Source organism: Prodigiosinella confusarubida (assembly GCF_002847015.1).
Lineage (GTDB): Bacteria > Pseudomonadota > Gammaproteobacteria > Enterobacterales > Enterobacteriaceae > Prodigiosinella > Prodigiosinella aquatilis.
Map to the genome: position 1 here is coordinate 760,114 of NZ_CP025085.1, position 11,534 is coordinate 771,647.

Consider the following 11,534-nt stretch of genomic DNA (forward strand, 5'->3'; position numbering starts at 1 on the left):
GGTAAACTAGTGATCATAAAAACAGGTTTGGGATGGATCGCTGATGACGTTACAGCAGTGGTGTTTTTCATTTAGTGGCCGTATTGGCCGACGGGATTTCTGGTTGTGGGTGGCCATTTGGCTGGTACTCACCGTGGTGTTGTTTACTGTCGCTGGACAAGGCTGGCTGAGCACGCAAACGGCTGCATTCGCGTTGGTGGCACTATTGTGGCCGACGGCGGCGGTATTGGTAAAGCGGCTACATGATCGCAACAAAAGTGGTGGGTGGGCGTTGTTGCTGATTCTGGCCTGGCTACTGGGTAATGGTAACTGGAACATGCTACCAGCGTTGGGGCAGTGGGGGCTGGGGCGTTTTATACCGACGTTGATCGTCATCATGATGTTGCTTGATTGCGGTGCTTTCGTTGGTACGTCGGGAGAAAATCGCTTCGGGCCACAAGCAAGACCGTTGCGGCTCTGCTTCTGAGCGTTAACAGGGAAACGGTATCTGGCTCGTTCCCCCATTTGAAATTACCAGTAGTGTTCGCTGGTGATATGGCCGGGGCGACGTCGTAGATGCTTGCTCATCTGCCGTTCATCCTTCAGTAGTTGCTGAGTATCACGTACCATCTGTGGATTCCCACATAGCATAACATGGCTGGTTTGGGCATCAATGGATAGCCCGACGGCGTTCTCCAACATACCGTTGCTGATTAATGCCGGAACGCGGCCTGTCAGTGCCTCCGCCGTTTGCTCACGACTGACGACGGTCTGGATGCGCAGTTTATCGCCATAGTGTTGCTGAAGCTGCTGCATTAGCGGCAGATAACTTAAATCACGCGCGAAGCGGGCGGCATGCACCAGTACGATGTTTTTAAACCGCGCGACGTCTTTTCCTTCCTGCAGAATGGAGAGATAAGGGCCAATGGCGGTGCCGGTGGCCAGCATCCATAGCGTTTCGCATGGCGGAATTTCCTCCAATACGAAAAAACCAGCCGCTTCCTTCGTGACCATAACGTCATCTCCGGGTTGAAGCTGGTGCAGTCGAGGACTGAGTTTCCCTTCCGGTACATCGACCAGATAGAACTCCAGACTGTTGTCGCTGGGGGCGTTTACATAAGAATAAGCACGTTGTACGCGTTCACCATTGATTTCCAGCGCCAGTTTTGCAAACTGGCCGGCGGTGAAAGGATCAATCGGCGCATGCAGCCGAACGCTAAATAAATTTTCGGTCCAGTGTTCAACCTGAATAACCTTTCCGGTCACCCATTCAGCCATAATTCAATGCTCCTGTTTTGCACCCGCTCGACACCAAAAAGAAAAAACGCGCATCATGTGTGTTCATACCGAACCTGTTGTGATGGCTCAGACTTAAGATACGCCATCTTTTAACAACAGTGAAACAATCCGCGCGGCGGCATTACAACAGAAAATCGTGTAGTGCCTGATCTTTACGATCAAGATAATGTGTGGAACTGATGCGGCGTATTGTGCGTGATTTACCGCGGATCAGCAGGGTTTCCGTAGTGGCGATATTGCCGCGCCGTGAGATGCCGTCCAGTAAATCCCCTTTGGTGATGCCTGTCGCGGAAAAAATCACGTTGTCATTGCGGGCCATCTCATTGAGCGGAAGGACTTTCCCGGCTTCAATACCCATTTGGCGGCAGCGGACCAGCTCCTGTTCGCCAATACGGCGGTTTTCTGCTGTATCGCCTTTAACGTCATGACGCGCCAACAGGCGGCCTTGCATATCGCCACCCAGCGCCCGGATTACCGCGGCGGAAATGACGCCTTCCGGTGCACCACCGATGCCATATAACACATCGACTTCACTGTCTGGCATACATGTCAAGATGGATGCAGCAACATCACCGTCAGGAATAGCGAATACTTTCACGCCCAGACGCTGCATGTCAGCGATGATGCCATCATGGCGCGGTTTGGCCAGGATGATCACTGTCAGTTGGCTCAATGGTTTATTCAGTTTTTCTGCCACGCGGCGCAGGTTATCTTTCAGTGGGCAGTTCAGATCGATAATGCCTTTGGCTTCCGGGCCGACGATCAGCTTTTCCATGTACATGTCCGGCGCATGCAGGAATGACCCTTCTTCACCGACGGCCAGCACGGCCAGCGCGTTGGCCTGACCCATCGCGGTCATTCGTGTACCTTCAATAGGATCGACGGCGATATCGACCGCGTCACCTTGCCCACTTCCCACCCGTTCACCGATATAGAGCATCGGTGCCTCATCAATTTCGCCTTCGCCAATCACAATCTGGCCGTTGATGTTGATCTGATTGAGCATAATTCGCATGGCTTGTACGGCAGCGTTGTCGGCGGCATTTTTGTCGCCACGGCCCAACCATTTATAACCTGCCAGCGCTGCCGCTTCAGTGACGCGGGAAAACTCGATGGCTAATTCACGTTTCATGGATACCTGTCTGTTATCGAACACAATAAGGGGGAGGTGGGCGGCGATTTTAACACAGGAGGGAAGGCGAGAATAAACCAGAACAAGGGAAAAATGGGCGCGACGAGCGCGCCCGGACAGTTTTACTCTTCTTTGTCTTCCCAGGCGCGGGCACGTTCGACCGCTTTTTGCCAGCCGCGATAACGATAGTTACGCTCTACGGTTTCAATACCTGGACGGAATTCGTGCTCAATGGCGGCTTTGCTCTTCACTTCATCCAGATCGCTCCAGAAACCGGTCGCCAGGCCTGCCAGGAACGCTGCACCTAATGCCGTGACTTCACGAATAGCCGGACGTTCTACGCGAGTGCCGAGAATATCGGACTGGAACTGCATCAGGAAGTTGTTGGTTACCGCGCCACCATCGACACGCAGGGATTTCAGGTGGGTATTGGCATCAGCCTGCATGGCATCCAGCACGTCACGAGTCTGATAGGCGATGGATTCCAGTGTAGCGCGGATAATATGGTTGGCATTTACGCCACGGGTCAGGCCAAAAATGGCACCACGAGCGTAGGGATCCCAATAGGGTGCGCCCAGGCCGGTGAATGCCGGGACCACATAAACACCATTGGTATCTTTTACTTTGGTAGCAAAGTATTCTGAGTCCGCAGCATCACTGATCAGTTTCAATTCATCACGCAGCCACTGAATGGCAGCGCCGCCAATAAACACAGCACCTTCCAACGCGTAGTTCACTTCTCCACGCGGACCGCAGGCGATGGTCGTCAACAAACCATGTTTTGATCTCACCGCTTCGGTGCCGGTATTCATCAGCAGGAAGCAACCGGTGCCATAAGTGTTTTTCGCCATTCCTGATTGTACGCAAAGATGGCCGTATAGCGCCGCTTGCTGGTCACCAGCGATACCGGCGATAGGAATACGGGTGCCGCCTTTACCGCCGATGTTGGTTTGGCCGTAGATCTCGGATGAGGCTTTGACTTCCGGCAGCATGGCGCGAGGGACATCCAGCGCTTGCAGCATTTTTTCGTCCCAGTTAAGGGTATGGATATTGAACATCATGGTGCGGGACGCGTTAGTGTAATCAGTAACATGGACGCGACCTTGAGTCATTTTCCAGATAAGCCAGGTATCCACCGTACCAAATAATAGCTCGCCACGTTTGGCGCGCTCACGGGATCCTTCAACATGGTCCAGAATCCATTTCACTTTGGTACCGGAAAAATAAGGGTCCACTACCAGGCCGGTGGTGGCGCGGATATATTCTTCTAAGCCTTCTTTTTTCAGTTTTTCACAGATATCTGCCGAGCGCCGGCATTGCCAGACGATGGCGTTATAGATGGGTTTGCCGGTTTCTTTTTCCCAGACGATAGTGGTTTCACGCTGGTTGGTGATCCCGATACCGGCAACTTCGTCCGCGCTGATGCCCGCTTTAGCCAGCGCTTCCACCAAGGTGGAGCTTTGTGAGGCCCAGATTTCCATCGGGTCATGCTCAACCCAGCCTGCCTTTGGATAAATCTGTGGGAATTCGCGCTGAGATACACTGATGATATTGGCATCATGATCCATCACTACGGCGCGGGAGCTGGTTGTCCCCTGATCAAGGGCGACAATGTATTTCTTTTCCTGGTTCATAAAATTAATCCTGTTATGGTTTGCCGGGTACTAAATATCGCGAGTTTCAGTATGTGTCGCGGTGTCGTCGTCAATAACGCAGATGTCACAAGGCAAGTGGCGGCCAATCAAGGCACGATAACCAAATGCACCCAGTATGGCACCGACAAGCGGGCCAAAAATCGGCACCAGAAAGTAAGGGATATCACGGGCCCCTGTGAAGGCGACTTTTCCCCAGCCAGCAACATAGGCAAACAGTTTAGGGCCAAAATCACGGGCTGGATTCAGGGCAAATCCGGTCAGTGGCCCCATGGACGCACCGATCACGGCAATTAAAATCCCGATCAGCAGTGGAGCCAACGGACCGCGCGGGATACCATTACCATCATCCGTTAAGGCCAGAATCAGACACATCAGAATGGCGGTGATCACCATTTCCACCAGGAATGCCTGCATTACAGAGATATGTGGATTGGGATAGGTGGAGAATATGCTTGCCAGATTCAGACTCTCTACGCTGCCTCGCACGATGTGGTGAGTTTGCTCAAAATCATAGAACAGGTTGTAATACAAACCGTAGACCAGTGCGGCAGCGCAAAACGCACCGGCAACCTGAGACAGAACGTAGGGAATGACTTTGCGCCTGTCAAAACAGGCAAACAGCCACAGGGCGACAGTTACCGCCGGGTTGAGATGGGCACCGGAGACAGCGGCAGTCAGATAGATTGCCATTGCAACACCGAACCCCCATGTGATGCTGATTTCCCATTGTCCGAAATTGGCTCCAGCCAGTTTCAACGCCGCAACACAGCCAACGCCAAAGAAAATCAGCAGGCCAGTGCCTAAGAACTCTGCAATGCACTGGCCTTTTAATGTTGAACTTTCAGTTTGACTCATACACGTTTCCTACTTGTAAGGTACAGCGTGGTTATTATCAGCGGACACATAAATGTTATGTCCGTTGTCTTCTCTAAATGTACTTGTGATGTGAATTTATCGTTAATGTTCGAAAACGAGAAATATCGAAATCAAAATGTGTGTTGTACGTCAAAAAAATGAGCGTATTCGCTTATCGATATAGCATTTATTATCTTTTAGGCTTGGGGGTGTGTTAACCAGAAGGTTAATTTTGTTAACATTCGTTTCCTTCAACGTCAAGGTGTGTGATTTTTGTCTTGCAGTGTTGATAGCCGCAGTCTGAAAAAAATGACAGACTTGTCGTTATGGGCGGATGTGAGCTAGACAGGTCAGAGCTGGCTACATACAATCCTTCTATGAGATTACGCCAATAACGCCTGTTAAATGGGTTCTACGGGTGTAATGAGTGGACGCCACGGTTGTTATGGCGTGAATTTCGCTATGAACCAGTATTAACCGGTTTATGCCTTGCGATGGAAAGGGGTTAGAAGTTATGTCATTTGAAGTATTTGAGAAACTGGAAGCGAAAGTTCAGCAGGCGATCGACACGATTACGCTATTGCAGATGGAAATTGAAGAGCTGAAAGAGCAGAACAATACATTGTCACAAGAGATTCAGACTGCGGCAAGTAGTCGTGATGCGCTGATGCGCGAGAACGAGCAACTACAGGAAGAGCAGAAAACATGGCAGGAACGTCTGCGTGCACTATTAGGTAAAATGGAAGACGTACAATAAATAATTTCTGAAAGGGCGATGCTATCGCCCTTTTCACCCTATTAGCTGGAACGGGTCGTCCGTATTACTCTATATCCAGCGGATCTTCCGACAGAATGATGCCAGTATTATCAGCATAAAGATGATCACCAGAGAAGAAGGTCACGCCGCCAAAATTCACGCGAATATCTGTTTCACCAATCCCTTCACTGGCTGCTCCCGCAGGAGTGGCTGCCATCGCCTGGATACCAATATCCAGTTCTGCCAGATCGTCTACCTGGCGGACGGCACCGTAAACCACGATGCCTTCCCATTCATTCTGTGTCGCCAAACGGGCCAGTTCAGCGTTGATCAATGAGCGACGCACTGAGCCGCCGCCATCAATCAACAGTATGCGTCCACTGCCGTTTTCTTCAAGCAAGTCGTAAAGCAGGCCGTTATCCTCAAAACATTTCACCGTGGTGATTTTGCCACCAAATGAACTACGCCCGCCAAAATTGGAGAAAAGAGGTTCAACAACGTTCACCTCTTCATGATAGATATCACACAGTTCGGAAGTATCGTATTTCATAGGATTTACGTCAGGTTGCGGCTGGAATAGTGAGTATATCCCTTTCTAACAGAAATTGGCAAAACCATCAGGTGTCATCTTGACCAGTATCAGTAAAACGGGAGATGATTTTGTCCCTCAGCTGCGGTAGTTAACTCAGCATTACGCCCACAGCGAACAACAAATTGGTGAGCAACGCCCCTTTGACGGTTTTCTCCAGCATTGGGCGCATACTGAACGCTGTTGTTTCCCGCAGTACATAACACGCCTGGTGGATCAGTAGCGGTAACGTTAGGATAAATAGCCAGCCAGCCAGGCTGTGTAGGTAGAACAAAGCAAACAATGCCAGGCACGCCGGTGCCGTCATCAGTAATAACATGTGATAACAGCGAGCTTTCTTGGCACCAAGTCGTACCGCCAACGTGTTTTTGCCATTCATCCGATCATTATCTATATCGCGCAGATTATTAATATTTAACACTGCCGTTGCCAATAGGCCGCAAGCGGTGGCGGGCAGGATAACAATGCTGTTGAAATGACCGGTTTGCAGATAGTACGACCCTGCCACACTGAGCCAACCAAAAAAAATCAGTACGGAAATATCGCCCAACCCAATATAGCCGTAAGGTCTATTCCCGACCGTATAAGTGATGGCGGCCAGAATCGCCAGGCAGCCCAGCGACAGGAATACGACAATATCAATCGGCTTTTCGCAGGCTAGCGTCACCAGTGCGATGCCAGAGACGATGGTTAACAATATGGTGAGAATCAGTGCGTTTCGCAGTTCAGTCAACGAGATCATACCCGTCTGAATTCCACGTAGTGGCCCGATTCGAGCTTCGGTATCACTGCCCTTGATCGCATCGCCATAGTCATTCGCCAGGTTTGAGAGGATTTGCAATAATCCGGCAGTCAGCAATGCCAACAGCGCTATACCAGGTTTGAAACTGCTATGCCAACTGGCAATGGCCGAGCCGGTAACGATGGAGGCGAAAGCCAATGGCAATGTCTTGGGACGTAAACTGTCCAGCCATGCCTGGGTTTTGCTGCTATGTATCAATGAGGTCATAGTGTGCTTCAGTTCAGGGAAAATTATGTTTGATAATGGTACCGAAAACACAAATGGGAGGCGCTGGCCTCCCACTCTTTAGTTATCAGGACGATCCGTAAATCCAGATTATAAAATAAATCGGCTCAGATCTTCATCTGCTACTAGCTCATCAAGGTGACTACGTACATAATCTGCATCAATAGTCACGGTTTCGCCACTCATTTCGCTAGCATCGTAAGAAACTTCTTCGATTAGTCGTTCCAGTACGGTGTGAAGACGGCGCGCACCGATGTTTTCAGTACGTTCATTGACCTGCCAGGCAGCCTCAGCGATATGGCGGATACCTTCCGGTGTAAACTCGATGTTTACGCCTTCAGTAGCCATCAGCGCTTTATATTGCTGTGTCAATGATGCGCTGGGTTCAGTCAGAATGCGCTCAAAATCCTCGGTTGTCAGTGCCTGTAATTCCACGCGGATGGGTAGACGACCCTGTAGTTCCGGAATCAAATCGGACGGGCTGGATACCTGAAATGCGCCAGAGGCAATGAACAGGATATGGTCAGTTTTCACCATGCCGTGCTTGGTGGAAACGGTACACCCTTCCACCAGTGGCAGTAGGTCGCGCTGAACACCTTCACGGGAGACATCAGGGCCAGACGTTTCACCACGTTTGCAGATTTTATCGATCTCATCGATAAATACGATACCGTGCTGCTCTACGGATTCAATCGCCTGTTGTTTCAGCTCTTCTGGATTGACTAGTTTAGCGGCTTCTTCTTCTACCAGCAGTTTAAAGGCTTCCTTGATTTTTACTTTACGGGTTTTCTGCTTTTGGCCCGCCAGATTCTGGAACATGGATTGTAACTGGTTAGTCATCTCCTCCATACCTGGAGGTGCCATGATTTCCACACCAACCGGCGCTGCGGCCAGGTCAACTTCAATCTCTTTATCGTCCAACTGACCTTCACGCAGTTTTTTGCGGAAAGCCTGACGGGCCGCTGAAGGCTCGTGGTTTTCTTCCGCCTGTCCCCAGTTGTTTTTGGCCGGGGGCAGTAATGCGTCGAGAACGCGTTCTTCAGCCAATTCTTCAGCACGGTGACGATTTCTCTCTATTGAGTACTGGCGTACCATTTTGATGGCTGAATCGGCCAGATCGCGGATAATGGAATCCACTTCTTTACCGACATAACCCACTTCGGTAAATTTTGTCGCTTCAACTTTGATAAAAGGTGCATTGGCCAGCTTGGCGAGTCGACGGGCAATTTCTGTTTTACCTACCCCAGTCGGTCCGATCATCAGGATGTTTTTAGGTGTAACTTCATGGCGCAGGTTCTCTTCCAGTTGCATACGGCGCCAGCGGTTACGCAGGGCAATTGCTACAGCACGCTTCGCGTTGTGCTGGCCAATGATGTAGCTATCAAGCTCACTGACTATTTCGCGCGGGGTCATTTCAGACATAGTGGATCCTTACGCCTTGGAGGCTAATTCTTCAATCGTGTGGAACTGGTTGGTATAGATACAGATATCACCGGCAATACCCAAAGATTTTTCAACAATCTCCCGTGCGCTTAATTCTGTATTTTCCAGCAAGGCGCGTGCAGCGGACTGTGCATATGGTCCACCGGAGCCGATGGCAATCAGATCATTTTCTGGCTGCACTACATCACCGTTACCGGTAATAATCAATGAGGCGTTTTCGTCCGCTACAGCCAGCAATGCTTCCAGACGGCGTAGCATGCGATCAGTACGCCAGTCTTTGGCTAATTCCACTGCCGCTTTTACCAAATGTCCCTGATGCAGTTCCAGCTTCCGTTCAAATAACTCGAACAGAGTGAAAGCATCAGCGGTACCACCGGCAAATCCAGCAATAACCCGGTCATTATACAAACGGCGTACTTTGCGCACATTCCCCTTCATGACCGTGTTGCCTAATGTGGCCTGGCCATCTCCGCCAATGACGACCTGCCCATTGCGGCGTACGCTTACGATTGTTGTCACGCGTAAATCCCCGTTACTTACTGATAAAAAGACCCCCGCGTGCCGCGGGGCATATTGCTGATAAAGATGGGGGGAAGGGGGAGGGTTTTCAACCCCCGTTAGCTAACAGGATGCAGTTGGTGCGGCCCATACCTTTAAGCCGAAGCGCCATTTTATTGGCGTTGGTGCGGTTATTATAAGGCCCCAAAATAATCCGGTTCCAGCCTCCGCTGCTGGTGATGTGGCTTTCTATTCCGGAAAATGCCAGTTCAGCCCGCACGGATTCAGCAGGCTCCGTGGTTTTGAATGAACCACACTGTACAATCCAGAGTTGTGCTTTTTTCTGCTTACTGCCATCGACCTTTTCTGGTTCATTTTTCGCTATTTTCGGCTTGGCAATTTCTGGCTTCGTCGGTGAGGGCGCTACTGTTGATACTCGGGGTACTACGGTCGGTGGTACAACCGCTTGTGGCTTGATGAAAACCTGTGAGCGGGGGACTTGAGTTTCGTTATACGGTACTTCCGACAGTGGCGTCGGTTGGTTGCGCATATCCGACTGTATCTGCTCCAGTAACTGGCGCTGTTCTTGTGTCAGCTCACCTGTTGTCTCGACATTCCCACCTGCTGAAGGTTCCGTTGGTGTTGTTACACCGATATGACGATTTTCCAGCTCTTTGATATAACGCCAGCGTTCTTCCGGTTTTGGTGGTAGTCCGTTACCTTTGCCTGTCTGATGCGGTAACACCGGAGACTCACCCGGTTTATTATGGACGATGAAATATAACCCTCCCGCAAAGGTGACAAGCACTGCTGCGGCCAGCGCGATCATAACCTTGGAGGTACCGGAACTACTACCTTTTCTCCGGTTGGATGTCTTTTTCCGACGCGTTACCGAGCGCCCACGGCTGACATAGTCTCTTTGTGCCACTATCGTTTCGCTGTGCAATAAAAAAAGTAACAGGCCGCCATGTTACTGAACCCTCAAATGTTTGACCAGCACATGAAGTCTTAAAGCCGGTTATGTGTGGAATTAGGCGGGGAGGTACTTTCCCGAATGACCAACTCACTAGCCAGCAGACGTGATCCACTCTGGACAGAATGACCATATAACTGCTCCAGCAACAATAGCGTAGCTTCACGCCCGATGTCATAGCGTGGTTGAGCTACAGTGGTGAGTGGCGGAAAGCAGTAACTGGCCTGAGTAATATTATCAAACCCCACCAATGAGAGATCTCGGGGAATATCCAACCCCACTCTTCTGGCCTGGGACAATACTCCCAACGCCATGATGTCGCTATGGCAAAAAATAGCACTGGGAGGCGCTGGATGCGACATTAGCGTGGTCAATCCCTTCATACCGGTTTCATAAGTGAAGTCGCCTCGCACTATGTACTGGTTATCGATGGTTAACCCACAGCGACGCAATGCCTGGATATAGCCTTGTAAACGGTACTGGCTCTGTGGCAGATGTTCTGGTCCGGCAATACATGCGATTCGTTGATGTCCCAACTGATGGAGATAATGCACCGCATCGAACGCCGCTGTCAGATTATCAATATGCACTGTCGGTAATTCCAGCTCGGGAGCAAATTCGTTGGCCATCACCATTGGTGGAAGATTGCGCTGTTCAGCTTTACTGACATCAAACGGCAGGTCAGAGCCCAGTAGTAACATACCGTCAATCTGTTTGGTGATAATCAGGTCGAAAAAAGTTTTATCGTTTTGACGCTGATGGGCGCAGTCACCAATCAGTACCAGGTAACCACGTTCAGTCGCAGTTTCTTCGATGCCTCTCAATATTTCCGAGAAGAAAGGGTCACATATGTCGGGCACAATCGCCAGAAGGGTTCTGGATTCATTACGCTTGAGGTTGCGGGTAATCGAATGAGGAGAATAGCCCACCGACAGTACGGCCTGCTCCACTTTTTGCCGGGTTGGGGCAGATACTTTTTCCGGGCTCATCAACGCCCGAGATACAGTGGCTGTAGAAACCCCTGCCATATCCGCAACGTCCTTCATGGTCGCTGTGGTGTTTTCTCTCTTTTGCTCCAACGCTTTTCTCCTTGCATCAGCGTCAACTGGCGCCGTAGCTTTGGCTACCGTTCGCTTTTGATAGAGAGGCGTCGGGAGCCGCTTAAAAACAGGATATTTCTGTCACTGTGCTGTTCAGCATACTGCCATCACCAACACTCTTAACAGATTGAGAGCAACATTTGTGGCTTAATTTGCTGGCAAGATGTGATGAATGTCAGTTTTTTGGAGGCAGTTCGCAATAAATCCCAGTCAAACGGTGTGAGATC

Annotated in this window: 12 protein-coding genes; 2 read left to right on the top strand and 10 right to left on the bottom strand. The window is 50.4% G+C overall.

What is annotated here, in order from left to right; translation table 11 throughout:
• The first annotated feature begins 43 nt into the window (after positions 1 to 43).
• The gene (locus tag CWC46_RS03510) at positions 44 to 466 is read left to right on the top strand and encodes a DUF805 domain-containing protein (RefSeq protein WP_021013574.1); all 423 of its coding nucleotides are present in this window, start codon (positions 44 to 46) and stop codon (positions 464 to 466) included.
• A gap of 44 nt (positions 467 to 510) precedes the next feature.
• On the opposite strand, the gene fpr is transcribed toward CWC46_RS03510, so the two are convergent.
• The 4 genes from fpr to CWC46_RS03530 all read right to left on the bottom strand — a co-directional run bounded on the left by fpr (position 511) and on the right by CWC46_RS03530 (position 4,920).
• Positions 511 to 1,257 carry a ferredoxin--NADP(+) reductase gene (gene fpr, locus CWC46_RS03515; protein WP_021013573.1) on the bottom strand — a complete coding sequence of 249 codons (747 nt, stop codon included), beginning with the start codon at positions 1,255 to 1,257 and terminating at the stop codon, positions 511 to 513.
• Between the two features lie 142 nt (positions 1,258 to 1,399).
• Positions 1,400 to 2,410, bottom strand: coding sequence for a class II fructose-bisphosphatase (glpX, locus tag CWC46_RS03520; protein WP_021013572.1), 1,011 nt, complete (start codon positions 2,408 to 2,410; stop codon positions 1,400 to 1,402).
• A 122-nt stretch (positions 2,411 to 2,532) separates the two neighbouring features.
• Entirely contained in the window at positions 2,533 to 4,044 is a 1,512-nt protein-coding gene (glpK, locus tag CWC46_RS03525; RefSeq protein ID WP_021013571.1) for a glycerol kinase GlpK, read from the bottom strand.
• 30 nt (positions 4,045 to 4,074) lie between these two features.
• A complete protein-coding gene (locus tag CWC46_RS03530) occupies positions 4,075 to 4,920 on the bottom strand; it encodes an MIP/aquaporin family protein (RefSeq protein ID WP_021013570.1) in 846 nt (281 codons plus the stop codon).
• Between the two features lie 514 nt (positions 4,921 to 5,434).
• On the opposite strand from CWC46_RS03530, the gene zapB reads away from it, so the two are divergent.
• A complete protein-coding gene (gene zapB / locus CWC46_RS03535) occupies positions 5,435 to 5,677 on the top strand; it encodes a cell division protein ZapB (protein ID WP_021013569.1) in 243 nt (80 codons plus the stop codon).
• A gap of 64 nt (positions 5,678 to 5,741) precedes the next feature.
• On the opposite strand, the gene rraA is transcribed toward zapB, so the two are convergent.
• The 6 genes from rraA to cytR all read right to left on the bottom strand — a co-directional run bounded on the left by rraA (position 5,742) and on the right by cytR (position 11,286).
• Positions 5,742 to 6,227, bottom strand: a complete 486-nt coding sequence (rraA, locus tag CWC46_RS03540; RefSeq protein WP_021013568.1) for a ribonuclease E activity regulator RraA — start codon at positions 6,225 to 6,227, stop codon at positions 5,742 to 5,744.
• A 130-nt stretch (positions 6,228 to 6,357) separates the two neighbouring features.
• Positions 6,358 to 7,275 (bottom strand): 1,4-dihydroxy-2-naphthoate polyprenyltransferase, encoded by a 918-nt coding sequence (locus CWC46_RS03545; RefSeq protein WP_021013567.1) that lies wholly within the window; start codon positions 7,273 to 7,275, stop codon positions 6,358 to 6,360.
• A 108-nt stretch (positions 7,276 to 7,383) separates the two neighbouring features.
• Positions 7,384 to 8,715, bottom strand: a complete 1,332-nt coding sequence (gene hslU, locus CWC46_RS03550) for an HslU--HslV peptidase ATPase subunit (RefSeq protein WP_021013566.1) — start codon at positions 8,713 to 8,715, stop codon at positions 7,384 to 7,386.
• A 9-nt stretch (positions 8,716 to 8,724) separates the two neighbouring features.
• A complete protein-coding gene (gene hslV / locus CWC46_RS03555) occupies positions 8,725 to 9,255 on the bottom strand; it encodes an ATP-dependent protease subunit HslV (protein WP_021013565.1) in 531 nt (176 codons plus the stop codon).
• A gap of 88 nt (positions 9,256 to 9,343) precedes the next feature.
• Positions 9,344 to 10,162 carry a cell division protein FtsN gene (ftsN, locus tag CWC46_RS03560; RefSeq protein ID WP_071790834.1) on the bottom strand — a complete coding sequence of 273 codons (819 nt, stop codon included), beginning with the start codon at positions 10,160 to 10,162 and terminating at the stop codon, positions 9,344 to 9,346.
• A gap of 80 nt (positions 10,163 to 10,242) precedes the next feature.
• Complete coding sequence (gene cytR, locus CWC46_RS03565; protein WP_037380414.1) at positions 10,243 to 11,286, bottom strand: DNA-binding transcriptional regulator CytR; 1,044 nt, start codon at positions 11,284 to 11,286, stop codon at positions 10,243 to 10,245.
• Positions 11,287 to 11,534 lie beyond the last annotated feature (248 nt).

What these genes read in the sequence shown, in the direction of transcription:
- CWC46_RS03510 (WP_021013574.1), top strand. Translation starts at nt 44, where the DNA reads ATGACGTTACAGCAGTGGTGTTTTTCATTTAGTGGCCGTATTGGCCGA.
- fpr (WP_021013573.1), bottom strand. Translation starts at nt 1,257, where the DNA reads ATGGCTGAATGGGTGACCGGAAAGGTTATTCAGGTTGAACACTGGACC.
- glpX (WP_021013572.1), bottom strand. Translation starts at nt 2,410, where the DNA reads ATGAAACGTGAATTAGCCATCGAGTTTTCCCGCGTCACTGAAGCGGCA.
- glpK (WP_021013571.1), bottom strand. Translation starts at nt 4,044, where the DNA reads ATGAACCAGGAAAAGAAATACATTGTCGCCCTTGATCAGGGGACAACC.
- CWC46_RS03530 (WP_021013570.1), bottom strand. Translation starts at nt 4,920, where the DNA reads ATGAGTCAAACTGAAAGTTCAACATTAAAAGGCCAGTGCATTGCAGAG.
- zapB (WP_021013569.1), top strand. Translation starts at nt 5,435, where the DNA reads ATGTCATTTGAAGTATTTGAGAAACTGGAAGCGAAAGTTCAGCAGGCG.
- rraA (WP_021013568.1), bottom strand. Translation starts at nt 6,227, where the DNA reads ATGAAATACGATACTTCCGAACTGTGTGATATCTATCATGAAGAGGTG.
- CWC46_RS03545 (WP_021013567.1), bottom strand. Translation starts at nt 7,275, where the DNA reads ATGACCTCATTGATACATAGCAGCAAAACCCAGGCATGGCTGGACAGT.
- hslU (WP_021013566.1), bottom strand. Translation starts at nt 8,715, where the DNA reads ATGTCTGAAATGACCCCGCGCGAAATAGTCAGTGAGCTTGATAGCTAC.